The sequence below is a fragment of the Stenotrophomonas sp. YJH_SMC_17 genome, assembly GCF_059371655.1.
This window is the reverse complement of sequence record NZ_JCAFUU010000002.1, coordinates 364,366-389,622: the sequence shown is the minus strand read 5'-3', so window position 1 is coordinate 389,622 and position 25,257 is coordinate 364,366. Positions and strand designations below refer to the sequence as shown.

The following is a 25,257-nucleotide window of genomic DNA, read 5'->3' as shown; positions in this document are numbered from 1 at the left end:
GATGAGGTCGGGGCCATGGGGTCTTGCAGCTGCACCCCCGCATTGCCGGGATTGCAAAACTGTGACCTTCGTCCGCTCGCTGTTTTCTGCCATGCGCTCCAGGGGCGCCGTCCTCTGTGCCCTCCTTCTGCTGCCGGCCATCGCCTCCGCGCAGGACTGGAACTACCGGGTCCGCCCCGGCGATACCCTGTGGGACCTGGGGGGCGTGTACCTGAAGCCCTCGGTGCGCTGGCAACAGCTCCAGCAGCACAACCGCATCGACAACCCCTACCGGCTGCCGCCCGGCCAGCTGCTGCGCTTTCCGATCAGCTGGCTGCGCACCGAACCGGCGCCGGCGCGGGTGCTCTCGGTCCGCGGCAAGGTCGAACTGTCCGCCGGCGACGGCAGCGCCAGCCGCGCCATCCAGGCCGGCGAGCAGCTGCACATCGGTGACACCGTGCAGACCGAGGGCGAATCCAGCGTCACGCTGGAGTTTGCCGATGCATCGCGCCTGCAGCTGCGTGAGTACTCGCGCCTGCGCCTGGACCAGCTCAGCCGCTATGGCCACACCGGCATGGTGGACACCCGCCTGCGCCTGCAGCAGGGCCGCGCCAGCAATCGGGTGACGCCCGCGCGCGGTCCGGCATCGCGTTACATCATCGATGCGCCCACCGCCACCAGCAGCGTGCGCGGCACCGTGTTCCGCGTCAGTGCCGGAGACGCCGGCCATGTGGGCGCCACCGAAGTGCTCCAGGGCAAGGTGCAGGTCGGCAACACCCACGGACAGCGCCTGGTCCGGCCGGGCCAGGCCACGCTCAGCGGCAGCGCCGATGCCGCACCGGACGCGGTCTCCCCGCTGCTGCCGGCACCGCAGCTGCGCAACGACGAACTGCGCCTGGCGCCCCTGCCGGCACTGCTGGCGTGGGCGCCGGTCACCGGCGCCGCGCACTACCGCGTGGAAGTGGTGCAGGCAACCACACCGGAAATCCTGCTGTTTGCTGCCACCACCACCGATACCCGCCTGGCCATCGGCGACCTGCCGCCGGGCCAGCTGCGCGTCCTGCTGCGCGCGGTCGATGCGCAGGGCGTGGAAGGCCTCGACGCCAGCGCCGATTTCGAACTCAGCGACCAGCCGCCACCGCCGATCACCGTATCGCCGCTGCACGGGCAGACGGTCAACAGCGATCGTCCCCGCTTCCGCTGGACCCAGGCCCCCGGCGCGCGCAGCAGCGTGCTGCAGATCGCGGCCGATGCCACCTTCGCACAGCCGCTGCAGGAACAGGCCAGCACCGGAACCGACCTGCGCCTGGCGCAGCCACTGCCGCCTGGCCAGTACTTCTGGCGGGTTGCCTCGCGCGATGCCAACGGCCACCAGGGCCGCTATGGCCAGGCACTGCCGCTGCAGCTCAGCAACGAACCGGTTGATCCCGCGCTGCAGCCGCCCGAAGCCGCGCACGGCGAACTGACCCTGCGCTGGCAGGCCGGCAGCGAAGGCCAGCGCTACCGGGTGCAGGTTGACCGCCGTGGCGACTTCAAGGCGCCGCAGGTCGACGAAACCGTGACCGAACCGCAGATCAGCTTCAAGCGCCCGTGGCGCGGCACGCTGCATGTACGCGTGCAGTACATCGACGATGACGGCCACGCCGGCGAATTCTCGCCCGCCCAGCAGATCACCTTGCCGTGCCGTCTCTGCTACGGTGCCGGCGGCGGCGCGCTGCTGCTGTGGCTGTTGTTGTGAGGCGCTCACCGCTGCCGTGGTCGAAGCGGATCCTGCTGGCGGCGCTGGCCGGAATACTGACGGCCGTGGCCAGCCAGGGCCAGTGGCTGTGGCGCCAGGACGAAACCGCCTACGACGCGATGGTCGGTGGCTGGGAGTACCGCCCCGATCCCAGCGTGCTGATCGTGGCGATCGACGAAGGCAGCCTGCAGCGCATCGGCCAGTGGCCGTGGCCGCGCTCGATCCATGCACGGCTGCTGGACCGGCTGACCGATGCCGGCGTTGAACGCGTGGCACTGGACCTGATGCTGTCCGAGCCGGACCGTCGCGACAATCGGCAGGACGAAACGCTGGCTGCCGCGATACGGCGCAACGGGCGCGTTGTCCTGCCGGTGCTGGCCGCGCCCGCGGCCGGCGACCGCATGGCCGAGGAAATGCTGCCGATCCCGCAGATCGCCGCCAGTGCGGCCGCCATCGGCCACACCGACGTGGAAGTGGACGGTGATGGTGTGGCCCGCGGCGTCTATCTGCACGCTGGCATCGGCAAGGCCCACTGGCCGGCGCTGGGGCTGGCCCTTGCCGGACTGCCGGCCGGCGCCGCACGCGGGCTGCCCGACCCCGACCCGGAGGTGGATTCCCCATATCAATGGCGGCGCGACGACTACGTTCGGGTGCGCTATGCCGGCCCACCCGAACGGCTGCCGCAGGTGTCCTATGCCGACGTACTGGATGGTCACGTGGACATGGCGATGCTGCATGGCCGCCGCATCGTGGTGGGCATGACCGCCAGCGGCATCGCACCACGGCTGCTGACTCCGACCACCCGCGAGTTCTGGATGAGCGGCAGCGAGTACCAGGCCAACATCGCCTCGATGCTGCTGCAGCACAAGCAGATCGACGTGCTGCCACGCCCCTGGCAACACGTGATCAGTGCCGTCCTGGTGGCGCTGTGCGTGATCCTGCTCGGCCTGCGCCTGCCCTGGCTGGTGGCGCTGATGTCGCTGCCCGCGGCGCCGCTGCTGAGCTGGCTGCTGCTGCGGGCCGGTGACCTGTGGTGGGCGCCGGCCACCGCCCTGCTGGGCATCGTGCTGGTGCTGCTGTGCTGGGCGATCTGGCGGATCTCGGCCTGGCACCGCCAGGCCAACCGCGATGCCCTGACCGGCCTTGGCAACCGGCTGCGCTTCGAGCAGTCGCTGCAGCAGGAGTGCGATGCCGCACGACGCAGCGGCAAGCCACTGAGCCTGGCGTTGATCGACGTCGACCACTTCAAGCGCCACAACGACCGCCACGGCCACCAGGTCGGCGACCGCGTGCTGCGGGACGTTGCCCAGCTGATTGGCGCGCATGCGCGCCGGCCGCGCGACATGGCTGCACGCTACGGCGGCGACGAATTCGCGCTGGTGCTGCCCGATACCCCGGCCGAAGGTGCGCGGCAGGTGATCCAGGATCTGATCGACTGTGTGCGTACGCTGCCCGCCCATGGCGATGGCAGCGACGACCGGGTCACGCTCACCATCGGCGTGTTCACCCGCGTGCCCGGCGCCGAGCTGCAGCCGCACCATTTCGTCGAAGGCGCCGACACCGCCCTGTACCAGGCCAAGGCCAATGGCCGCGACGGGTATGTGGTCGACGGCGAAGCGTGACCGGCGTCACCGGGGTGCAACATACGCATGCGAATGGTTAGACTGGGCGCCTCGCCCAGCGCCCCGGATCCGCATGAACGCCCGCCTGTTCCGCTTCGGCATCAACCTCTGGCCGCCGTTCCTGTTCACCGGGATCCACGTCACCCGCATCACGCCCGACTATCGGCAGATCGACGTCGCGCTGCGCCTGAGGCCGTGGAACCGCAACTACGTCGGCACCCACTTCGGTGGCAGCCTGTTCGCGATGACCGATCCGTTCTGGATGCTGGGCCTGCTGCACATCCTCGGCCGCGACTACTACGTGTGGGACCGCGCAGGCGCCATCGACTTCCTCAAGCCCGGCCGCGGCACGGTGCGCACCTCCTTCCGCATCGACGACACGCTGCTGGATGAGCTGCGTGCCGAAGCCGCCAATGGTGACAAGGTGCTGCGCTGGTTCAGCAACGACGTGGTTGATGAAAGCGGCGAGGTGGTGGCCCAGGTGCGCAAGCAGGTCTACCTGCGGTTGAAGCCCCACGCGCGCTGACCCCGTGCGCGGGCGCTATCCTCTGCCTCCCTGCCATGGAGGCTCCGATGCGCCCGTCCGCCGTTGCCGCACTGCTGACCGCCCTGCCCTTTGCGGCCCATTCCCTCGACCTGCCGCCTGTGCAGTACCCGACGCTGCCGGCACAGGCCGCCAATGCGGCCGGCTTCGTGCCCAACGGCTGGACGCTTGAATCCAGCATCGAAGGCGATCTCGACCAGGATGGCCGCGCTGATCTGGTCCTGGTACTGCGCCAGCAGGACCCGCGCAACGTCATCGAGCACGATGGCTTCGGCCCATCGCCGTACGACAGCAACCCCCGCATTCTCGCCGTTGCGTGGTCACGCCCGGCCGGCTATGTGCTGGCGGTGCAGGACCACCAGCTGATTCCGCGCCCGGACAACCCGGTGATGAGCGACCCGCTTGAGGATGGCGGTGTCAGCATCCAGCGCGGCACGTTGAGGGTAGCCCTGTTTTCCTTCTCCAGCGCGGGAAGCTGGTCGATGGGGACCACCGCCTTCACCTTCCGGTGGCAGGACGATGCCTTCGCGCTGATCGGCTACGACCAGAACTCGGTGATGCGCAATTCCGGACAGACCACCTCGGTGAGCGTGAACTTTTCCACGCGCAAGGTGAAACGTACCGAGGGCAGCATCGAGGACGACAAGGAGAGCGTGCGCTGGCACCCACTGCGCAGCAGCCAGCGCTGGACGCTGCAGAGCGTGGGCGATGGCTGGGCATTCGATCCGCTGGCCGGCGCCGACCAGGGTTCTGCTCAGTCGCGGGCGCGGGCGGTTGCGGTTGCTGTTGCGGCGTCAGCGGCCACCAGTGGCACCGACAGCCATGGGCTTTCGTCGTTGCCGCGGGTGGGCGAGCGACGCGGCACCTGCAGGGAACGCCCGTCGGCGGCGAGCTGCGGCACCCGCACCGGCGAGGCGAACTGCGCCGGCAACCGTTGCAGCGCATCCATCGGGTCTCCCGCCTGCTGCCGCAGCCAGCGTTGCGCGCCCAGCAGGCGCAGCATCGCCGCGGCATCCTGGGTGCGTGACGAATAGGCGGGATAGACCGGGCCAGCGATGTCGGTCAGCACGCAGCCCATCACGTTCGACAGGCACCCGAAGTCATGCTGCAGCGGTGCCGCTACCGGCAGTGGGCGATCCGCCTCCAGTGCCACGGTCGCTGCCGCCCCACAGGCCCAACCCAGATTGCCGGCCGCGCGCGCCAGCGTGCTGCTGCGGTCCAGCACCAGGACCCCGCCAAATTCCCGGGCCGAAGACTCGATTGCCGCGCGGCTCATCGCGTACTCGCCCTGCATTGCACGGCACAGGCTCTGCTCGTCGGCCAGCATCGGCTGCATGGCACGTTCACATTCGTCCGGCAGCGGGTGGTCGGCAGGCAATTCCACCAGCATGTCGGCCAGCAGCTGCGCATTGGCCTGCACCAGGCTGGCGCCGATGATGCTCTCGACCAGATAGCTGCCACCGGGCACCAGCCGACGACCCAGCTGCAGGCCACGGCAGCTGCCACGCAGCGCGCCATCGATATCGCCCTGCACATAGGCCAGCGCACGTGCACTGGTGGCATCGAGCATCAGCCCGTAGGTCGGCAGCGGCACCATCATCCCGTCGCCCTTCGGCCGGAACGGCGACACGAAGTGGTCCGCGTCGGCCAGCGCGTCCAGCCGTGCGTGCAGCTGGTGGTGGCCGGCATGGGCGTCGGCAAACCGCTGCGGGTCGGCCCGCACCTGTGCCAGGCAGTCGCGGGCGCTGGGCCCGCAGCTGGCGGACGCCCGCGCGCGCAGTTCACGATGGTTCGCCGCAAGGTGCGACGGCGTGAGGCTGTCACCGCGCGGGTCGGCCTCCCAGCGCCGCACGTCCTCGGCCAGCGCCTGCTCGCGCTGGCGGCTATCCAGGTCGTCAAACGCCAGCGTCCACAGCAGCGGATAGCCATTGCGCCCGATCGCCGGCAGCCGCGCTTCCAGCCGTTGCTGCGCCTGCAGCCGCGATTCGGGCACCGGCCACATGCGTGAGGCGCACCACACCACGATGGCCAGCACCAGCACGCCCGCCAGGGTCCAGCCCAGTCCGCGCAGAATCCTCAACACAGCTTCCCTTCCATGTGCCGTTGCCGCTGTCGATTGCCCAGCGTAATCGACCGGTACTGACCGCTACAATGCGCACATGTCGCTCGAAGCCCCCGCCCTGGTTCCCCGTCCCTCCCTGCAGCGCCTGTTCCTGACCGGCCTGCTGACCCTGCTGCCGATCTGGCTGACCTGGGTCGTGGTCAAGTTCGTGTTCGTGCTGCTGTCGGGCATCTCCAGCCCGCTGGTGGTGCCGCTGTCCGAACAGATCGCGACCAGCTTCCCGCATTACCTCGGCTGGGTCCGTGCCGAGTGGATCCAGGACACCATCGCCCTGCTGGCCACCCTGCTGGTGATCCTGGCGGTGGGCGTGGCCAGCCGCCGCGTGCTCGGCCAGCGCCTGCTGCGCTGGGTCGGCGCGGTCATCAAGCGCATTCCGCTGGCCAGCATCATCTACGACAGCGCCAAGAAGCTGCTGGACATGCTGCAGACCGAACCGGGCAGCACCCAGCGCGTGGTGCTGATCGACTTCCCGCACCGCGACATGAAATCGGTCGGCCTGGTGACCCGCGTCATCAAGGAACACGGCACCGACCGTGAGCTGGCCGCGGTGTACGTGCCGACCACGCCGAACCCGACCTCGGGCTATCTGGAAATCGTGCCGGTGGAGCTGCTCACCCCCACCGACTGGACCGTGGACCAGGCGATGAGCTTCATCATTTCCGGTGGCGCCGTGGCACCGGCCAGCGTGCCGTTCACCCGCGCTGGCGAACGCACCGCATGACACCGGCGCCGATCGAGCGCCCGCTGCAGGATCGTGCGGTCCTGCTGTTCATCGTGCTGGCTGCGTTCTTCTGCGGCAACGCGGTGCTGGCCGAACTGATCGGGGTGAAGATCTTCGCCCTGGAAGACACCCTCGGCATCGACCCGCTGAACTGGAACCTGTTCGGCCAGACCGGCTCGCTCAGCTTCACCGCCGGTACGCTGCTGTGGCCGGTGGTGTTCATCATGACCGACACCATCAACGAGTTCTTCGGCAAGCGCGGGGTGCGTTTCATCTCGTGGCTGGCGGTGGTGCTGATCGGCTACGGCTTCCTGTTCGCGTTCGCGGCCATCTCGCTGGCGCCGGCCAGCTGGTGGGTCACCTCGATGGATGCCCACGGCGTGCCCGATTACCAGGCCGCGTTCGCCGCCGTGTTCGGCCAGGGCATGTGGACCATCGCCGGGTCGCTGGTGGCCTTCCTGCTCGGCCAACTGATCGACGTGGCAGTGTTCCATCGCATCCGCCAGGCCACCGGCGAACGCCATGTGTGGCTGCGCGCCACCGGTTCGACCGCGATCTCGCAGGTGGTGGACAGCTTCGTGGTGATCTGGATCGCCTTTGTGCTCGGCCCGCAGCACTGGCCGACCTCGCTGTTCCTGGCGGTCGCCAGCGTCAACTACGTCTACAAGATGGGGTTCGCGATCGCCCTGATTCCGTTGCTGTACCTGATGCGGCGCGCGATCACCCGCTATCTGGGCGCCGACCGCGCGGCCGCGCTGCGTGCCGCCGCTGCGGCTGACTGAAGGCCCAGCAGCGAAACGCTGACTGCGCCTTCACGCTGGCCGTACGCGGCCGGATCGTGCAAGCTCCACGTCTGTGTTCCACGGAAGCTCCTGATGCCGCATCCCACTCGCGTCCTGGCCGCCGCCATCGCCGCGTTGTTCCTGTTCAGCGTCGTGCCGTCGGCCGAAGCAGCGAAGAAGAAGGCCAGCCGCCCTGCCGCCGCGCAGACCCGCCAGGCTGCCAAACCCAAGGCCAGGCCCGCCCGCGCCACCGCGCCGGCCCGCGGCAGCTCGGCGCGCCGCGCCGCGCCGCGTCCGGTCGCGCCGGCCCGCGCCGTACCCAAGCAGGTGCAGCTGGAACGCCTGTACGACGAATACTGGGATGCCTCGATGCGGTTGAACCCGCTGCAGGCCACCTTCCAGGGCGAGACCCGCTACAACGACCAGCTGCCCAACATCCTGTCCGCCGCCTGGCGCCAGCAGTCGCACGACTTCACCACCCAATGGCTGGGCAAAGTGGAAAAAGTCGGCAGCGACGGACTGCAGGGCCAGGACCTGCTCAGCTACGAGATCTTCGTGCGCGACGCGCGCGCCTCGCTCGCCGCCGAGCGTTACCCGAGCTGGATGATGCCGATCAGCCAGTACTACAACATCGGCAGCATCATGGCGATCCTCGGTGCCGGCGCCGGCGCGCAGCCCTTCAACACCGTGCAGGACTACGACACTTGGTCGCGCCGCTCGCTCGGCATTCCCGAGCTGTTCGACCAGGCCATCGACAACATGCGCCAGGGCATGAAGGCGGGCGTGGTCCAGCCGCGCGACCTGATGGAAAAGGTGCTGCCGCAGCTGGATGCGGTGATCAAGCCGACCGCGGAAGAGAGCATCTTCTGGTCGCCGATCCGCACCATGCCGAACACCATCGCGGCTGAAGACAAGGCCCGCATCAGCGCCGAGTACAAGCGCATGATCGAACTGCGCATCATGCCGGCCTACCGCGCCCTGCGCGGCTTCATCGCCACCGAATACCTGCCCGCCACGCGCGCCAGCAGTGGCCTGGGCGCGCTGCCCGATGGCCAGGCGTGGTACGCCAACCTGATCGTGCAGACCACCGCCAGCGACCAGACCGCCGCGCAGCTGCACGCGCTGGGCGAGCAGCGCGTGCAGGAACTGCAGGCGCAGATCGCCACGGTGATGAAGGATGCCAAGCTGCGTGGCACGCCGGCCAAGCTGCTGCGCAGCATGCGCAACGACCGCCAGTTCCAGTACGGCGATGCCAATGCGCTGATCAACCGCTACCGCCAGGTACAGCAACAGGTCAACGCGCGCCTGCCGCAGGTGCTGGATACCTTGCCGAAGGCACCGCTGGAGGTCCGTGCGGTGGAGCCGGAGCGCGCACTGACCGCCGCTGCTGCCGCCTACCAGCCGTCGGCGGCCGGGCAACCGGGCGTGCTGTACATCAACACCCGCGACCTGCCGAGCCGCAAGCGCTGGAACGTGCCGGTGCAGTACCTGCATGAAGCGGTTCCCGGCCATCACGTGCAGCTGGGCCTGCAACAGGAACTGGCCAAGCTGCCGCGCTTCCGTCGCCTCGGTGGCGATCTTGCGTTCGTCGAAGGCTGGGGACTGTACGCCGAAACGCTGGGCGAAGACCTCGGCGTCTACACCGATCCCTACGACCGTATCGGCTACCTGTACTCGCGACTGCTGCGCGCCGCGCGCGTGGTGGCCGACACCGGCGTCAATGCGCAGGGCTGGAGCAAGCAGCAGGCCGTGGCCTACCTGCAGAAGACCGTGGACATGAGCAGCGATGACGCCAACGCCGAAGTCGAGCGGATCATGGCCCAGCCCGGCCAGGCGCTGTCCAACGTGGCCGGCCTGACCACCATCGTCGCCCTGCGCGACAGGGCCAAGGCCCGCCAGGGCGCCGCCTTCGACCTGCGTCGCTTCCACGCCGAGCTGCTGAAGGACGGCTCGATGCCGCTGGATGTGCTGGGCCGCAAGATGGACCGCTGGATGGCGCAGCCCGCCAGCAGCCCCCCCGCCCCTTCGCCCTGACCCGTCCGGAGCCGCCATGCGCCCTGCCGTCGCCCTGTTCGCCGTCGTGCTGGGCCTGCTGCCGCTGGCCGCCTCCGCCGCACCGGTGCTGACCCCACCGGATGCGGGTATCGACGGCCTGATGCGGGCCTACGATGGCCAGGTGCCCGGCGCCGCAGTGCTGGTGCTGCATGACGGACAACCGGTGTTCCGCCGCGGCTACGGCCTGGCGGTGGTGGAAGACGGTACTGCGGTGACCGCCGCCAGCAACTTCCGGCTGGCCTCGGTCAGCAAGCAGTTCACCGCCGCAGCGGTGTTGCTGCTGGTGGAAGACGGCCGGCTTGGGCTGGACCAGACCGCCCGCCGGTGGCTGCCCGAGCTGCCGCCGGCAGCGGCGGCCATCACCGTCCGCCAGCTGCTGTCGCATACCAGCGGCCTGCTCGACTACGAAGACCTGATGGACCCGGCCGACACCCGCCAGGTGCATGACGCCGATGTGCTGACCCTGCTGTCGGGCCAGGATCGCCTGAACTTTGCACCCGGCACGCAGTACCGCTACAGCAACAGCGGCTATGCACTGCTCGCGCTCATCGTCGGCCGCGCGTCCGGCCAGGATTTCGCCGCCTTCCTGCAGCAACGCATCTTCGCGCCGCTGGGCATGGCCCGCACCGTGGCCCACCAGGACGGTATTGATACAGTGGCGGCACGTGCCTATGGCTACAGCCTGATCGACGGCCGCTGGCAGCGCACCGACCAGAGCACCACCAGCGCCGTGCTCGGCGACGGCGGCATCTATTCCTCGCTGGACGATCTCGCCCGCTGGGACGCCGCACTGTATGACGACCGCCTGCTGTCGAAAGCTTCGCGCCGCGCGATGTTCAGCCCGGCCACGACCACATCGGAACCGGACGTGCCGCATTACGGTTTCGGCTGGCGCTTGAACGGCCAGGTGCAATGGCACAGCGGCGAGAGCATCGGCTTCCGCAACGTGATCGTGCGCCACCCGGAAAAGCACCTGACCGTGATCGTGCTGACCAACCGCAATGACCCCGAACCCTATCCGCTGGCGCAGAAGATCGCCCAGCGCTGGCTGGACATCCTGCAATGACCGCTGCGTCCGACACCCTGCTGGGCATCCACCACGCCGCCCTGATCTGCAGCGACTACGCGCGCTCGAAGGACTTCTACGTGCGCATCCTCGGCCTGCGCGTGCTGGCCGAGAACTACCGTGCCGCGCGCGACTCCTGGAAGCTGGACCTGGCCCTGCCCGACGGCGGCCAGCTGGAACTGTTCTCCTTCCCCTCGCCACCGCCACGCCCCAGCCGCCCCGAAGCCCAGGGCCTGCGCCACCTCGCGTTCCGCGTGGCCACACTGGAACCGTTCATCCAGCGCCTGGCAGAGCACAGCGTGGACTGCGAACCGATCCGGGTGGACGAATACACCGGCCGCCGTTTCACCTTCTTCGCCGATCCGGATGGCCTGCCGCTGGAGCTTTACGAAGTCGGTTGAGCGTTCTTCAATCGTGATTCATCCATGCACGGCGTGGATCTACGTGTCGACCAAGGTCGACACCCACCAAGAGCAGGCCGTTCCATTCCGACAGATCTCCGGAAACTGTCGAAGGCGGGATGGGTCCGGTTGCGGGGGTGTCCGCGGCATGGATGCCGCGGCCAAGCCCCCAGGGACGGGTTCACGGCGTCCCCCGCAACCGCACCCACCCCGCCATCCCGCGGAGTGCTGGCTGTTGCTGTTGCCTTCGCCTCTGCGGGTGCCGGGTGCAACCCGGCCAACGCCCCCTTCCCCATACCCCGCCGAATGGGTATACAGTCGACCTGTACCGGCATCGTGCCGGAATGAACCCTGGGAGGGGACCATGCGCAAGACCTTCAAGACCCTGCTGCTGGCGCTGCCGCTGTGCCTGGCCGCGCTCTCGGCGCAGGCCGCCGACAGTGCCGCCGGCCGCTGGAAGACCATCGATGACAAGACCGGCAAGGTGAAGTCGATCGTCGAGATCAGCCAGGCCGCCAATGGCACCCTGACCGGCAAGGTGGTCGAGATCCTGCATTCGGACAAGGGCCCGAACCCGATCTGCGATGGCTGCGAAGGCGCCAACAGGAACAAGCCGGTCAAGGGCATGACCATCCTCTGGAACCTGAAGTCCGACGGCGGCAACAAGTGGTCCGGCGGCACCATCCTCGATCCGGCCAACGGCAAGACCTACAAATCGAAGATGGAACTGCAGACCGGCGGCACCAAGCTGGACGTGGCCGGCTGCATCGCCTTCATCTGCCGTACCCAGACCTGGGTGCGCGAGTAACCGCCCCGGCCCGCGCAGAACCCCCGTGACCCGGCCCCGGCCGGGTCACCTCGTTGCGGGCATGCGATACTCTGCGGTTCCCCTCGGCTTCACCCCGCGACCATGACCCGTACCGCGCTCGTCACCACCGCCCTGCCCTACGCCAACGGCCCGCTGCACCTGGGCCACCTGGTCGGCTACATCCAGGCCGACATCTGGGTGCGCGCGCGGCGAATGAGCGGCGGCAAGGCCTGGTTCGTGTGCGCCGACGACACCCATGGCACGCCGATCATGCTGGCCGCGGAAAAGGCCGGGGTCACCCCGGAAACCTTCATCGCCAACATCCAGGCCAGCCACGAACGTGACTTCGCCGCCTTTGGCGTGGCCTTCGACCACTACGACTCGACCAACTCGGCAGCCAACAAGGCGCTGACCGAGCAGTTCTACCTGAAGCTGGAAGCGGCCGGCCACATCAGCCGCCGTTCGGTGGCGCAGTTCTACGACCCGGCCAAGGGCATGTTCCTGCCCGACCGCTACGTCAAGGGCATCTGCCCGAACTGCGGCAGCCCCGACCAGTACGGCGACAACTGCGAAGTCTGCGGCGCCACCTATGCGCCGACCGACCTGAAGGAGCCGCGTTCGGTGATCTCCGGTGCCACGCCGGAAATGCGCGATTCGGAGCACTTCTTCTTCGAGGTGGGCCATTTCGATGCGTTCCTGCGCGAATGGCTGGCCGGCGACGTCGCCCTGCCGGGCGTGAAGGCCAAGCTGGGTGAGTGGCTCAATGCCGAAGGTGGCCTGCGCGCGTGGGACATCTCGCGCGATGCACCGTATTTCGGTTTCCAGATTCCCGGCCAGCCGGGCAAGTACTTCTATGTCTGGCTGGACGCGCCGATCGGCTACCTGTCCAGCTTCCAGACCCTGTGCGGCAAGCTCGGCGAAGACTTCGAATCGCACCTGCGTGCCGGTACCAGCACCGAGCTGCACCACTTCATCGGCAAGGACATCGTCAACTTCCACGGCCTGTTCTGGCCAGCGGTGCTGCACGGTACCGGCCACCGCGCGCCGACCCGCCTGCACGTCAACGGCTACCTGACCGTGGACGGCGCCAAGATGAGCAAGTCGCGCGGCACCTTCGTCATGGCGCGCACCTTCCTCGACGCGGGGCTGGAACCGGAAGCACTGCGTTACTACTACGCAGCCAAGTCCGGCGGTGGCGTCGATGATCTCGACCTGAACCTGGGTGACTTCATCGCCCGCGTCAACGCCGACCTGGTCGGCAAGTTCGTCAACCTGGCCAGCCGCTGCGCCGGCTTCATCAGCAAGCGCTTCGACGGCCAGCTGGCCGCGCAGCTGCCCGATGCCGCGCAGTACCAGCGCTTCGTCGATGGCCTGGCGCCGATCCGTGAAGCCTACGAGCGCAACGACCCGGCCGCGGCGATCCGACTGACCATGACCCTGGCCGACGAAGCCAACCGCTACATCGACGACGTCAAGCCGTGGGTGATCGCGAAGCAGGAAGGCGCCGACGCGCAGCTGCAGGCGGTGTGCAGCCAGGGCCTGAACCTGTTCCGCGTGCTGGTCACCGCCCTGAAGCCGGTGTTGCCGGCCACCGCCGCGCAGGCCGAGGCCTTCCTGGCCGCGCCGGTGAACGACTGGACCGAGCTGGCGCAGCCGTTGCTGGGCCACCGCATCACCGACTACACCCCCCTGTTCACCCGTATCGACCCGAAGAAGATTGACTCCATGATCGACGCCTCCAAGGACACCCTGCAGCCGGCCGCTGCCGCCGCCCCCGCCGCCAGGACCGAAGCGGTCAAGCCGGCCGCACCGGCACCGGCCAAGGACGAAGCCAAGGGCGCCGACGCCCCGGCCTACATCGGCATCGACGATTTCGCCAAGCTCGACCTGCGCATCGGCAAGGTGCTGGTCTGCGAGTTCGTGGACGGTTCGGACAAGCTGCTGCGCTTCGAACTGGACGCCGGCGAGCTGGGCAAGCGCCAGATCTTCTCCGGCATCCGTGGCAGCTACGGCGAGCCGGAGAAGCTGGTGGGCCGCAGCGTGGTGTTCATCGCCAACCTGGCCCCGCGCAAGATGCGCTTCGGCCTGAGCGAAGGCATGATCCTGTCGGCCGGTTTCGACGGTGGCGCGCTGGCACTGCTGGACGCCGACAGCGGCGCGCAGCCGGGCATGCCGGTCCGCTGATGCCGCAGCGGGCGTGGTTGCGGCCACGCCCGCCGGCAGCACCGGTCACGGGGCAACGCGATGGGAGGCAACGGAATGGAACTGGCGCTGTTCGACTTCGACCACACCGTGACCACCTGCGATACCTATGGCCGTTTCCTGCGCCGCGTGGCCACTGCCGAACAGCTGGCGCAGGCCTGGTGGAAGGTCGGCCCGTGGCTGCTCGCGTACAAGCTGAAGCTGATCTCGGCCGAACGTATCCGTGCGCGGGTCACCCGCCTGACCTTCAGCGACCGCCACAGTGACGACATCGCCACCCTTGCCGCCGGCTTCTCGCGCGAGTTCCTGCCCGACGTGGTGCGCCCGGAAATGCTGGAGCAGATCCGCTGGCACAAGGAACAGCAGCACACCGTGGTGATCGTGTCCGGCTCGCTGGACCTGTACCTGCGGCCGTGGTGCGAGCAGCTGGGCCTGCAGTTGATCTGCAACCGGCTGGAAAGCCAGGACGGACGCTTGACCGGCCGCTACGCCGGTGGCGACTGTGGCCCGCGCAAGGTCGAGCACATCCGTCGCCAGTTCGATCTGTCGCGTTACGTGCGCATCCATGCCTACGGTGACAGTTCCGAAGACAAGCCGATGCTGGCGCTGGCCCACGAGCGCTGGTTCCGCGGCAAACCCCTGAAGTAACCCAACGCGCAGCCTTCGCCACGCATGAGCCTGATCCCGCCCCTCACCGAACGCCTCGACCGCCTGCTGCCGCAGACCCAATGCGGGCAATGCGGCTACGAGGGTTGCCGACCGTATGCGCAGGCGATGGCGCGTGGCGAGGCGGGCGTGGACCGCTGCCCGCCCGGTGGCGATGCGGGAGCGCGCGCGCTGGCGCAGGTACTGGGCGTACCTGCCATTCCCTTCGATCGATCGCGCGGCGCGCACAAGGCGCCGCAGGTGGCGCTGATCGTGGAAGCCGACTGCATCGGCTGCACCAAGTGCATCCAGGCCTGTCCGGTGGACGCCATCGTCGGCGGCGCCAAGTACATGCACACCGTGATTGCCGACCTGTGCACCGGCTGCGAGCTGTGCATCCCGCCGTGCCCGGTGGACTGCATCGAGCTGCTGCCCCTGTAACAAGGGGCCAGATCCCTTTTCCGTGGGAAAAGGGATCTGGCCCCGTACAAGGGTTACGGCACGGCCGCTGTCACCACGATCTCGACCTTCCACTCGGCGTGGGCCAGCTTGGCTTCGAACGTCGCGCGGGCCGGGGTCGCACCCTCGACCACCCACTCGTCCCACGCCTTGTTCATGCCGTCGAAGTCGGCGATGTCGGCCAGGAATACCTCGGCGCGCAGCACGTGCTGGCGGTCACTGGCCACCAGCGCCAGCAGCTTGTCGATCTCGGCCAGCACCTGCCGGGTCTGCCCGGTGATGTCCTGGCTGGTGTCTTCCGGAATCTGGCCGGAGAGGTAGGCGACCTTGTTGTACACGGTCATTTCGGACATGCGCGGTCCGACGTCGTAACGCTCCATCATGGGCGTGGCTCCTGCGGGTGATCAGGCCTGCATTGTCCTCCAAACCGGTCGACGGTGGGTGCAGGGCCGCCATCCACGCACGGTCACTACCGGCTTCCGACAGCGACGCTGGTCAAATGCCAGCGACAGGCGCACGATGCGCCACGGCTGCATTGACACCGCCCTCGCCCTCCCTGACGCACGCTTGCGCCGATGACCGAAACCACCGACCCCGCCACCGCTCCCTCCACCCCGGCATGGAAGCGGGTCCTCACCATCGTCGTCCCCCTGCTGATTCTCGCCCTGGCGCTGCACGGCCTGGCCAACGAGTTCGATGAGAACGGCTACCGCGCGATCCGCCATGCCTTCCACCAGCTCAGTGGCACGCAGATCGCGCTCACCGTCGTGCTGGGCCTGGCCAGCTATGCCTGCCTGATCGGCTTTGATGCCATCGGCCTGCGCCGCAGCGGCATCCGTGTGCATCCGGCGCGCATCGGCATTACGGCGTTTCTTGCACACACGCTCGGCCAGACCGTGGGCTTTGCCGCGCTGACCGGTGGCGCGGTGCGCCTGCGCGGCTACCGCACCGCCGGCCTGGACCTTGCGCAGATCGGCCAGGTGGTGCTGATGAGCACGCTCGGCTTCGTGTTCGGTGCGTGGCTGCTGATCAGCGTGGCCTTGTGCATGGAACCGGCGGCCGCGGCGCTGGCGCTCCCCCTCGATCCGGAAGCGGTGCGCGTGGTCGGCATCGTCGCGCTGCTCGCCTATGCGGCCACCCTGCTGCTGGTCGGTCGTGAGGGGCGTCAGTTCAGCATCCTCGGGCACGCCTTGTGGCTGCCTGACCGTCGCACCATGATCGGCGTCACCGTGCTCAGCGTGATCGAGCTGGTGCTGGCCAGCGCCGCGTTCTACGTACTGCTGCCGGACTCGACACCGACCGGCCTGCCCGGCTTCGTCGGCCTGTACCTGGTTGCGGTGCTGGCCGGCCTGGTCTCGACCGTTCCCGCCGGCCTGGGCGTGTTCGAATGGAGCCTGCTGAAGCTGCTGCCACAGGTGGCACCGGCGGCGGTACTCGCCGCTGCGCTGATCTACCGCGTCACCTATTACGTGCTGCCACTGGTATTGGCCACGCTGCTTGCGCTGGCACCCGCACTGCGGCAGCCGCTGCAGGCTGGCGCCGGGGCAACCCGGGCCGGCTGGAACGCGCTGCGCCCGTGGCTGCCGCAGATCATCGCGCTGGCAGCGTTCAGCATCGGCGCCGCGCTGGTCATCGACGGCACGCTGCCGACGCCACGCCGTCATCTGGTCAACGCCTCGCTGCCGATCCTGGAAACCTCGCATCTGATCGGCAGTCTCAGCGGCGTGGCGCTGCTGCTGATCGGCCAGGGCCTGGCCCGCCGCAGCCATGCGGCGTGGATGCTGGCGATGGCGGTGTGCGTGATCACCCCGCTGCCGCTGTGGCTGCGCGGTGGCCAGCCGCTGATCGCGGTGTCCGCACTGCTGGTGGCAATGGCCCTGTGGGCCGCACGCCGCGAGTTCTACCGCCAGGGTGCGCTGCTGGACGAGGCCTGGTCATGGCCGTGGCTGCGCAACCTCGGCCTGGTGCTGGTGGCGGTCACGTGGCTGCTGTTCTTCACCTACAGTCACGTCGAATACCAGAACGAGTTGTGGTGGGAATTCGCCCTGTCCGGCAACGCGCCACGTGCGCTGCGTGCGCTGCTGGTGGTGGCCATCGCACTGGTGATGTTCGGACTGGCGCGGCTGCTGCACAGCACGCGCAGCCCGCTGCCGGCGGCCGACGAACCCACGCTGCAATCGCTGGCGCTGGTCCTGGCCGGTGCCACCGATACCCAGGCCTGCCTGGTGCTGACCGCGGACAAGGCAGTGCTGCGCGACGATGCCAAACAGGGCTTCGTGATGATGCAGCGCTATGGCGGCTCGCTGATCGCGATGGGCGATCCGGTCGGGCCGCCGGAGGTCGCGCGCGCGTTGATCTGGCGCTTCCGCGAGGAAGCCGATCGGCTCGGTCTTCGCCCGGTGTTCTACCAGGTTGGCGAGACCTACTGGCAGACCTATCTCGACCTCGGCCTGGGCCTGGTCAAGCTGGGCGAGGAAGCCATAGTGCCGCTGCATGACTTCGGGCTGGAAGGCCGCGAACGTGCCGACCTGCGCCAGGCCTGGAACCGCGGCAAGCGCAGCGGCCTGTCGTTCCGCGTGGCGCCGGTGGAGGAGATTCCCAGCCTGCTGCCGCGCCTGCATGCAATTTCCAATGCCTGGCTGGAAGACAAGGCCGGCGACGAGAAGGGCTTCTCGCTGGGCAGCTACGACCCGGATTACCTGGCGCGCTTCCCGGTGGCACTGGTCGAAGCCGAGGGCCAGATCGTGGCCTTCGCCAACCTGTGGCAGGCCCCGGCCGGTGCCGAGCTGTCGGTGGACCTGATGCGCCACGTCAGCGAGGCGCCGAAGGGAACGATGGATTTCCTGTTCATCGAGCTGTTCCTGTGGGGACGGGCACAGGGCTATGCGCGCTTCTCGCTGGGCATGGCCCCACTGTCCGGCCTGGCCCAGCATCGCCTGGCCGGTCGCTGGAACCGGCTGGCCGGCCTGCTGGCGCGGCACGGCGAACGCTTCTACGGGTTCAGTGGCCTGCGCCGCTTCAAGTCGAAGTTCGACCCGCAGTGGCGGCCGCGCTACCTGGCCGCACCGGGCGGCATGCATCTGCCGGCCGCGCTGCTCGATGCCACGCGGTTGATCTCGCTGGACCCGCGGCGTAACTGACGCCCCCGGAGGCGCCGGGCATGGCCCGGCGCTACCGGCTCGCTCTGGTGGGTGCGAACCGCTGGTTCGCCCGCTTTCCGGTTTACGCGCCGCCCTTGAGGATCACCTCGGCCAGGCGGTCGTAATCACCATTGAAGTGATGGTCGCCCGGCAGCTTCACCTTCTGCACGCCGTCGTTGGCCGGCAGGTCCGGGCACAGCGCGTCGTCATCCTTGTCGCCATACACGCAGAGGGTCTTCGCCGCCGGCAGCTTCGCCACTTCCGGCGCGATCGGCAGACCGTCGCCGCCGCCCCCCAGCCAGTTGCTGACATGGAATTCGAAGTCGGCCTTCTTCCCCACCGACAGCAGCACGATACGGTCCAGCGCCTCGCGGGTGCTGGCATCGAGCTGGTTGATGGTGGCCGGCAGCACGTCGGCGCCCTGCGAGAAGCCGATCAGCATCACCTTGTCGCGGTGCCACTGCTGGCGGTAGTGGTCGATGATCTTCTGCAGGTCAGCGGCGAAGCCCTTCGGCGTGCGCTCGCTCCAGAAGTAGCGCAGCGAGTCGATGCCGACCACGGCCACGCCATGCTCGTTGAGCGAGGATGCCACGTCCTTGTCCAAACCCGCCCAGCCACCATCGCCGGAAACGAATACGGCCAGCGTGTCGCCATTGCCGGCAGCCGGCACCTCTACCACCGGCAGGCCCTTCAGCGCGGCCGGGGGCGGTGCCAGGCTGACGCCCGCCTGCGCGCCCATCACCCGCGCCGCCGCCACCAGCCCCGGTGAAGCATCGCCGCGCGCGGTGCGCTTGAACTCGCGCGCCATCGCCACCTGCTGTACGAACCGGGCGGCTTCACCCACCTTGCAGCCGTGGTCGCCGGCGGCGCTCAACCACGGGAAGTTCAGTTCGGCCGGCTGCAGCCTGTTCCGCTTCACACCGTCGCCGCAGACCATGCGCTCGTGGCTGTGGTCCGGGCAGAAGCCGGTGGTCAGCAGGCCGGCGAACACCTGGGTATCGGCCTGTGCCGCCAGCGAATAGGCCATCTCGGCGCCTTCGCCGTCACCACCGACCAGCGGCAGGTGGTAGCCGGGCAGATGCAAGGACGCCTGCAGCCAGCGCGAGAAGTTCTCGACGTCGCCGGAACCGAACGAACAGGTCGGATCACCCTCGCGCTTGAGCACGCCGCGCAGATGCGCGATGTCCACGGCCGCGACCATCGCGCCATCAGCACGCAGGGCCTCGATCGGCAGGCGGCTGGTATCACCACCGGCGGTGGGTTCATGGAACCAGATCACCACCCGCTGCGGCGTGCCGGCTGGCATGTGCACCGGAATCTGCTCGAACCGCCCGTGGCTGAACTGCTGCACGTTGGCCGCCGCCATTGCCGGCAGCGCCGCCAGCGCCAGAACCACACCCATTGCCCTGCCCAGCCCTGCACGCTTCATATCGCGTCCCCGATGGAATGCGCACACGATACGCCGCCGCCGCGTGCACGGCACGTACCGGCGCAGGCCGTTGGGGATTCAGTGGGCCACGGTGCGGCGACTGCGCCGGTACAGCGCCAGCGCCAGGTACGACAGCCAGCCCACGATCACGACGATCACGGCCTTCTGGCCCAGCCCGCGTGGCGGACCGGCGCGCCACAGCACATGCAGCCACAACAGAACGAACGCCAGCCAGGCCCAGCCCCAGAGCAGGCCGGCGGCAGACTGCCAGCCCGGTTCGCGGCGCAGGTACCAGGCCTGCAGCAGCATGCCCACGCTGGCACACAGGAACGCGGTGTTGGCCGCCAACCCATGGATGAACGGTGCAAGCAGCGGGGTTGCTTCCGGCAGCCAGCTGTCACCGATGGCGACGGTGGACAGGCCCAGCGCGGAAAGGGTGAACAGCAGCGGTGCGGCGGCGCTGCGGCGTGGGCCGATGCTGCCGCGATACAGCGCAATGCCGAGTACCGCGATGGCCAGCGCCAGCACGCAGTACGCCGCGCGCAACGCCAGCCCCCACGGGCCATGCAGGTAGAGGCTGAGCGTGGCCCGCATCCAGTCCAGGTCGGTGCGTGCGAACTGGGTCCACAGCGCAGTGGCCACGAACAGCAGCAACGCCACCAGTGCCAGCACTGCCGCCAGGCGTGCACGGCTCATGGCGTTGCCTCCGGATGCCGTGCCTTCCATTCGGCCAACGCCTTGCGATAGCGCTGCAGCTCATCGGCATACAGGTCCAGCACGCACAGCGGACAGCCGCTGCCGCAGCACTCGTTGGGACCGGGCTCTTCGGGTGGCAGCGGGCGGGGATCGGGATCGGGAACGGACACGGTTGGAAGCGACAATAGGGAGACAGGCCCCAGTGTAACGGCCCGGCTCAGGCGCCCAGCTGGCGGCGCAGGTTTTCCCGCGCGGCCGCGTCCAGGCGCTGGTGGAAGAAGTCGCTGAGGAAGATGCGCGGCGCACGCAGCAGGCCCTGCAGGAAGCGACGACGGCCGGCGCGGTAGAGGAAACCCGGCACCACGCCCTTGTATTCCTCGGCCACGCCACGATCGTAAGCGGCGAACACCGGCTCGGGCGCGGCCAGGATCGCCATGTCGCAGTCCAGGAACAGGGCGGCCTCGGCATCCACATCCGCCGCGCCGAGCGCGCCATGCCGGGCGGTCAGCAGGATCAACTGCTCGACCCGGGCCGCGTCGACCCCGGCCAGTTCCGGCGCCCGGGCGATCGCCTGCAACGCCAGCGCCGCCGAACGCGCCTCGTTGTCCTTGCGGCCGGCCTCGTAGATCGCGTCGTGGTAGAGCACGGCCAGGTAGACCTCGGCCGGCTGCTGCCAGCCCGGGCCATCGGCCACGTCCTGGCAGTGCTGCAGCACCGCACGCACGTGTCCGAAGTGGTGGTAGGCGCGTGGCGGCGTTGCATAGGCATCCTGCAGCGTCTGCCATTGCGCCGGTGCAATCGGGATCGGGGCGAAGTCCATGCGGCGATCATCCTGCCAGCGACCGCGCCGGGCAAGCTGGACAATTTTTCACCAGCCCCTCACATCGCTTGCGGGGCAACGCTGCGATGCGGTTGTCCACAGCTTTGTCGAGGGCTGGTCCACACCACGTGTGGATGAACCGGCGACCGACCGGCGGTAGATGCGGGGCCCCTGCCGCGGGTCTACACTGCCGCCAGGCGGGGGCGCCCGCCGTCGCCGGGAACCGCCATGCGCCGTCTTGCCGCTTGCTTCCTTGCCCCGTTGCTGGCGATCGCCTGCACGCCCATCGCCCAGGCCCAGGAGCCGCCACCGCCGGCCCCCTACGTGGCGCCAGCCACGCCGCCCAGCGTGGCGACCGTACCAACGCCGGAACAGGTACTGGCCATTCCGCCGCAACTGCGTGAGATGCTGCAGAAACAGGTGATCGCCCGCCACAACGCGCGCGAGCAGCGCCTGCAGGCGCTGGTTGAAATGATCTTCGGTGCGCAGGCGCTGGACCTGCAGTACGACCCCAATGCGACCTACACCGTGTCGGAGATCTGGCAGCACCGGCGCGCCAACTGCCTGGCCTTCACCCTGCTGTTCGTGACCATGGCACGCGAGGCACGCATCCAGGCGCGCGTGCAGGAAGTGGACCGGGTGGTGTCCTGGTACCAGGACCAGAACCAGGGCGTGGTCTACAGCGTGGGGCACGTCAACGTGGGCGTGCTCGTGGAGGGGCGCAACGGCACCGTCGATCTGGACCGCAACATCCTGTACGACCGCCGCGGCCCACACCCGATCAGTGGTGAGCGGGCGCTGGCGCACTTCTACAACAACCGCGGCGCCGAACGCATGGCCGTGGGCGACCTGGCGGGCGCGCGTGCATTCTTCGATGCGGCGCTGGCCCAGGATGCGGACTTTTCGGCAACCTGGAACAACCTGGGCGTGCTCGACAGCCGCCAGGGCGATCTGGCCGGCGCACGGGCAGCGCTGGAAAAGGCGCTGCGCGTGGACGACCGCCAGGACGCGGCACTGACCAATGCCAGCGTGCTGTACCGCCGGATGGGCCTGACCACGCAGGCACTGGTACTGGAACGGCGCCTGGCGTCGGTGCAGCGGGAAGATCCCTTCGTGCAGTACATGCAGGGGGCGGCGGCCGAGCGTCGTGGCGATCTGGCCACGGCCATCCGCTATTACCGGCGCGCGGTGCAACTGTATGAAAACGCGCACCAGTTCCATTTCGGGCTGGCGCGCGCGTACTTCCTCAGCGGCCAGGTCGCCCGTGCCGACCGCGAGCTGCTGCGCGCGCGGTCGCTGGGCGGAACCACTGAACAGGCGCGTTACCAGGCCAAGCTGGACAGCCTGGCGCGCCTGCGCAGCCAGCAACAGGCGCGACGCTGAAGGCGATCAGGCCTTCTTGAGGAAGCAGGTCTTCAGCACCAGGCCCTTGATCTTGTCCGAGTTGCCTTCGATGTGCTCGGCATCGTCCTCGACCAGACGGATGTTGCGGATCACCGTGCCCTGCTTGAGCGGGATCGACGAGCCCTTCACCTTCAGGTCCTTGATCACGGTGACGGTGTCGCCGGCCTGCAGGGTATTGCCGTTGCTGTCACGCACGACCAGGGCCGAACCGGCGCTTTCCTCGACGGTCCATTCGAAACCGCAATCGGCGCAGATCCACAGCGCGCCATCGGCGTAGGTGTTTTCCAGGGTGCACTGCGGGCAGGCGGGAACAGACGACATCGGCAAGTACCTCAAAGTGAATCAACAGTGGCTATTGTAACCGGCCAGCCCTCGGCGCCCTTTCCCCGCCGGTGCGCTGCCGCCGCAATGGCCGCAGTGGGAGCAGCGTGATGCCGGAACTTGCAGTCGGCGGCGAACTGCAGCAGAGTGCGCGGCCCCTGATCGCCCCCCGGAACTCACCCATGCGCCTCGGCATCGACTTCGGTACCAGCAACTCCGCCGCCGCCATCGTGCATGAGGGGAAACTGCTGCCGATCCGCTTCGGCGACGCCGAGCAGTTCCGCACCAGCGTGTATTTCCCTGGCGTGGTACCCGACCCGGACGACTTCCAGCTTGATGACGGCCAGGAACACCAGCTGCAGCAGATGATCGACAGTGCCGCGCGCGCAGCCCGTGCCGCCGGCCAGGAACGCACGCCGCAGGCGCTGCGCCGCGAAGCCCTGCGTGCCCTGCGCCGTGAATGGATGGAAGCCCGCGCCGGCAAGGAACGCAGCGCCAGCGACCTGCTGCAGAACGCGGTCTACGGTGACGAAGCGCTGGAAGCCTATTTCGAGGAACACGAAGGCAACCTGGTGCAGAGCCCGAAGTCGATGCTGGGCTACAACCTCCACCCGCGTGCGAAGCAGACCATCACCGGTATCGCGGCGCACATCCTCGAACATATCCGACTGACCGCCAGCGCCCAGCTCGGCCAGCCGCTGCGCGCGGCCCTGCTCGGTCGCCCGGTGCAGTTCCGCAGCTCGATCGGTGCGGCCGGCAACGACCAGGCGCTGGACATCCTGCGCGAGGCCGCCACCCAGGCCGGCTTCGACCAGATCGATTTCCTCGAGGAACCGGCTGCGGCGGCCATGCATTACCACGCCGAAAGCCGCGAGCGGCACCAGGCGGTGATCGTCGACATCGGTGGCGGTACCACCGACATCGCGCATGCCGAAGTCGGCGGCGACGACGCCCCGCGCATCCACCGCGCCTGGGGTATCGCCCGCGGCGGTACCGACATCGATCTGGCGCTGAGCCTGTCCAGCTACATGCCGCTGTTCGGTCGCGGCATCACCCGCGTGCCCGCCCACCACTACGTGGAAGCGGCCACGGTGCAGGACATGACCCGCCAGCGCGAGTTCCGCCTGCACAAGTACGATCATGTGGACGCACCGTGGGGCGACCGCCTGCAGGCCCTGCAGGACACCGGCAATACCGCCCGCCTGTACCGCGATGTCGAACGCGCCAAGATCGCCCTGAGTGCTGCAAGCGAGCATCGCAGCACGCTGGACTACATCGCCCGCGACCTGCATGCCGACAGCAGCGCCGACGGCCTGGCCGCCGCCGCCCATGGCTACCTGGAGCAGATCCGCGAACTCCTGGCCCAGGTCCGGAGCGACATCGGTGGCGACCCGGATGCGGTGTTCCTGACCGGCGGCATGTCCCGTGCCGGCTACCTGCGCCAGGCTGTGGCCGAGGCATTCCCGGGCGCCCGCATGGTCCACGGCGAGCCCTCGCTGGGCGTGGTCCAGGGCCTGGCGCTGGCGGCGGCCAGCCAGGATTAACAAAACGTTACGCGGTCTAAGTTACTCTTTGTCGGCTAGATTCCAGCTGCACCTTCCACCAGCCACGCCGGTGTGTCCACCCTGCAGCCCGGCCCGCCCTGCGGGCCTAGCGGCCATGCCTTCCTGGCTCGTTCATGGTCCGCGCACTACCGGAGCCGCCATCGAGACCCGCTTTGGGCACCCGCCAGGCCCCTGAGGCCTTACAACCTGACGCAGCACCTGCACCCATCGACTGCCGCCGTTGTGACGCGGTCTGTTGCCGGTTGCCCGTGCTGCTGCAGCCCGGCGACCAGGTGCCCGGCCAGTTCCTCGCGCGCGACGCGCACGGCCGTGCCGTGATGGCGCGCAACGAGGAAGGCTGGTGCGCGGCGATCGATCCCTATCACCTGCGCTGCACGATCTATTCGCAGCGCCCGGCGATCTGCCGCCAGTTCTCAATGGGCGGCGATGACTGCCGCCGCGAGCGGCAGGACTACCTGCGCCAGGCCGATGCCTGCGCGCTTTCCTCCCCTTCCACCTGACAGGAGCAACCATGCCCCGCAAGGCAAAGACCCCCGCGAAGGCCAGCAACAGCATCCGCAGCGAACGCAAGGGCGCGGCCGCCAGCACCGTGGTCAGCAGCGATTCGATCGCTTCGGACCTGGCAGCGTTCCGCAAGGCCGGTGGCAAGATCGAAGTCCTCGGCACCACCTGGGCGCTGAAGAAAGCCAGCTGACCCAGCACCGACCGCGGCGGCGCTGCCGCCGCGGCCTGCCGGAC

At 68.6% G+C, this 25,257-nt stretch carries 24 protein-coding genes; 17 read left to right on the top strand and 7 right to left on the bottom strand.

Features of this window, described 5'->3' with window-relative positions; all coding sequences use genetic code 11:
• Positions 1-91 precede the first annotated feature (91 nt).
• From AC5P8Z_RS06840 to AC5P8Z_RS06830, 3 genes are all read left to right on the top strand, one after another.
• Entirely contained in the window at positions 92-1,717 is a 1,626-nt protein-coding gene (locus tag AC5P8Z_RS06840; RefSeq protein ID WP_495228544.1) for a FecR family protein, read from the top strand.
• Positions 1,714-3,339: a CHASE2 domain-containing protein gene (locus AC5P8Z_RS06835; protein WP_495228542.1), complete on the top strand. Its 1,626-nt coding sequence runs from the start codon at positions 1,714-1,716 to the stop codon at positions 3,337-3,339. The genes AC5P8Z_RS06840 and AC5P8Z_RS06835 overlap by 4 nt, the downstream gene beginning before the upstream one ends.
• 73 nt (positions 3,340-3,412) lie before the next feature.
• Entirely contained in the window at positions 3,413-3,865 is a 453-nt protein-coding gene (locus AC5P8Z_RS06830; RefSeq protein WP_286069330.1) for a DUF4442 domain-containing protein, read from the top strand.
• Positions 3,866-4,637: 772 nt separating this feature from the next.
• Here the strand turns inward: AC5P8Z_RS06830 and AC5P8Z_RS06825 are convergent.
• Positions 4,638-5,966 carry a hypothetical protein gene (locus tag AC5P8Z_RS06825; RefSeq protein ID WP_495228540.1) on the bottom strand — a complete coding sequence of 443 codons (1,329 nt, stop codon included), beginning with the start codon at positions 5,964-5,966 and terminating at the stop codon, positions 4,638-4,640.
• 76 nt (positions 5,967-6,042) lie between these two features.
• On the opposite strand from AC5P8Z_RS06825, the gene AC5P8Z_RS06820 reads away from it, so the two are divergent.
• The 9 genes from AC5P8Z_RS06820 to rnfB all read left to right on the top strand — a co-directional run bounded on the left by AC5P8Z_RS06820 (position 6,043) and on the right by rnfB (position 15,126).
• Complete coding sequence (locus tag AC5P8Z_RS06820; RefSeq protein ID WP_286069332.1) at positions 6,043-6,726, top strand: DUF502 domain-containing protein; 684 nt, start codon at positions 6,043-6,045, stop codon at positions 6,724-6,726.
• Positions 6,723-7,508 (top strand): queuosine precursor transporter, encoded by a 786-nt coding sequence (locus AC5P8Z_RS06815; RefSeq protein ID WP_295565204.1) that lies wholly within the window; start codon positions 6,723-6,725, stop codon positions 7,506-7,508. The genes AC5P8Z_RS06820 and AC5P8Z_RS06815 overlap by 4 nt, the downstream gene beginning before the upstream one ends.
• Before the next feature lie 93 nt (positions 7,509-7,601).
• Positions 7,602-9,542 (top strand): DUF885 domain-containing protein, encoded by a 1,941-nt coding sequence (locus AC5P8Z_RS06810; protein WP_295565206.1) that lies wholly within the window; start codon positions 7,602-7,604, stop codon positions 9,540-9,542.
• Between the two features lie 16 nt (positions 9,543-9,558).
• Positions 9,559-10,629: a serine hydrolase domain-containing protein gene (locus AC5P8Z_RS06805; RefSeq protein WP_495228539.1), complete on the top strand. Its 1,071-nt coding sequence runs from the start codon at positions 9,559-9,561 to the stop codon at positions 10,627-10,629.
• A complete protein-coding gene (gloA2, locus tag AC5P8Z_RS06800; protein ID WP_495228537.1) occupies positions 10,626-11,030 on the top strand; it encodes an SMU1112c/YaeR family gloxylase I-like metalloprotein in 405 nt (134 codons plus the stop codon). The genes AC5P8Z_RS06805 and gloA2 overlap by 4 nt, the downstream gene beginning before the upstream one ends.
• Before the next feature lie 364 nt (positions 11,031-11,394).
• Positions 11,395-11,838, top strand: a complete 444-nt coding sequence (locus AC5P8Z_RS06795) for a DUF2147 domain-containing protein (RefSeq protein WP_286069339.1) — start codon at positions 11,395-11,397, stop codon at positions 11,836-11,838.
• Positions 11,839-11,940: 102 nt separating this feature from the next.
• Positions 11,941-14,022, top strand: coding sequence for a methionine--tRNA ligase (gene metG / locus AC5P8Z_RS06790; RefSeq protein ID WP_495228535.1), 2,082 nt, complete (start codon positions 11,941-11,943; stop codon positions 14,020-14,022).
• Between the two features lie 75 nt (positions 14,023-14,097).
• Positions 14,098-14,688, top strand: coding sequence for an HAD family hydrolase (locus AC5P8Z_RS06785; protein ID WP_049426797.1), 591 nt, complete (start codon positions 14,098-14,100; stop codon positions 14,686-14,688).
• Between the two features lie 24 nt (positions 14,689-14,712).
• Positions 14,713-15,126 carry an Rnf electron transport complex subunit RnfB gene (rnfB, locus tag AC5P8Z_RS06780; RefSeq protein WP_286069342.1) on the top strand — a complete coding sequence of 138 codons (414 nt, stop codon included), beginning with the start codon at positions 14,713-14,715 and terminating at the stop codon, positions 15,124-15,126.
• A gap of 53 nt (positions 15,127-15,179) precedes the next feature.
• Here the strand turns inward: rnfB and AC5P8Z_RS06775 are convergent, their stop codons facing one another.
• Positions 15,180-15,527, bottom strand: a complete 348-nt coding sequence (locus tag AC5P8Z_RS06775; RefSeq protein ID WP_005418155.1) for a RidA family protein — start codon at positions 15,525-15,527, stop codon at positions 15,180-15,182.
• A gap of 192 nt (positions 15,528-15,719) precedes the next feature.
• On the opposite strand from AC5P8Z_RS06775, the gene mprF reads away from it, so the two are divergent.
• Entirely contained in the window at positions 15,720-18,284 is a 2,565-nt protein-coding gene (gene mprF / locus AC5P8Z_RS06770) for a bifunctional lysylphosphatidylglycerol flippase/synthetase MprF (protein WP_495228533.1), read from the top strand.
• 82 nt (positions 18,285-18,366) lie between these two features.
• Here the strand turns inward: mprF and AC5P8Z_RS06765 are convergent, their stop codons facing one another.
• The 4 genes from AC5P8Z_RS06765 to AC5P8Z_RS06750 all read right to left on the bottom strand — a co-directional run bounded on the left by AC5P8Z_RS06765 (position 18,367) and on the right by AC5P8Z_RS06750 (position 21,229).
• The gene (locus AC5P8Z_RS06765; RefSeq protein ID WP_495228531.1) at positions 18,367-19,713 is read right to left on the bottom strand and encodes a virulence factor family protein; all 1,347 of its coding nucleotides are present in this window, start codon (positions 19,711-19,713) and stop codon (positions 18,367-18,369) included.
• A gap of 78 nt (positions 19,714-19,791) precedes the next feature.
• Positions 19,792-20,409 (bottom strand): DUF998 domain-containing protein, encoded by a 618-nt coding sequence (locus AC5P8Z_RS06760; protein WP_286069347.1) that lies wholly within the window; start codon positions 20,407-20,409, stop codon positions 19,792-19,794.
• The gene (locus AC5P8Z_RS06755; RefSeq protein ID WP_049402330.1) at positions 20,406-20,579 is read right to left on the bottom strand and encodes an oxidoreductase-like domain-containing protein; all 174 of its coding nucleotides are present in this window, start codon (positions 20,577-20,579) and stop codon (positions 20,406-20,408) included. The genes AC5P8Z_RS06760 and AC5P8Z_RS06755 overlap by 4 nt, the downstream gene beginning before the upstream one ends.
• 47 nt (positions 20,580-20,626) lie before the next feature.
• Positions 20,627-21,229 (bottom strand): HD domain-containing protein, encoded by a 603-nt coding sequence (locus AC5P8Z_RS06750; protein ID WP_286069348.1) that lies wholly within the window; start codon positions 21,227-21,229, stop codon positions 20,627-20,629.
• Positions 21,230-21,457: 228 nt separating this feature from the next.
• Between AC5P8Z_RS06750 and AC5P8Z_RS06745 the strand changes: the two genes are divergently transcribed.
• Positions 21,458-22,612 carry a transglutaminase domain-containing protein gene (locus AC5P8Z_RS06745; protein ID WP_495228529.1) on the top strand — a complete coding sequence of 385 codons (1,155 nt, stop codon included), beginning with the start codon at positions 21,458-21,460 and terminating at the stop codon, positions 22,610-22,612.
• A gap of 6 nt (positions 22,613-22,618) precedes the next feature.
• Here AC5P8Z_RS06745 and AC5P8Z_RS06740 read toward each other — a convergent pair whose 3' ends face one another.
• Entirely contained in the window at positions 22,619-22,954 is a 336-nt protein-coding gene (locus AC5P8Z_RS06740) for a zinc ribbon domain-containing protein YjdM (RefSeq protein WP_286069350.1), read from the bottom strand.
• A 182-nt stretch (positions 22,955-23,136) separates the two neighbouring features.
• On the opposite strand from AC5P8Z_RS06740, the gene AC5P8Z_RS06735 reads away from it, so the two are divergent.
• The 3 genes from AC5P8Z_RS06735 to AC5P8Z_RS06725 all read left to right on the top strand — a co-directional run bounded on the left by AC5P8Z_RS06735 (position 23,137) and on the right by AC5P8Z_RS06725 (position 25,213).
• Positions 23,137-24,498 (top strand): Hsp70 family protein, encoded by a 1,362-nt coding sequence (locus AC5P8Z_RS06735; protein WP_054172280.1) that lies wholly within the window; start codon positions 23,137-23,139, stop codon positions 24,496-24,498.
• Positions 24,499-24,725: 227 nt separating this feature from the next.
• Positions 24,726-25,019 carry a YkgJ family cysteine cluster protein gene (locus AC5P8Z_RS06730; protein ID WP_295565442.1) on the top strand — a complete coding sequence of 98 codons (294 nt, stop codon included), beginning with the start codon at positions 24,726-24,728 and terminating at the stop codon, positions 25,017-25,019.
• Positions 25,020-25,030: 11 nt separating this feature from the next.
• Positions 25,031-25,213: a hypothetical protein gene (locus tag AC5P8Z_RS06725; protein ID WP_005410566.1), complete on the top strand. Its 183-nt coding sequence runs from the start codon at positions 25,031-25,033 to the stop codon at positions 25,211-25,213.
• Positions 25,214-25,257: the final 44 nt, after the last annotated feature.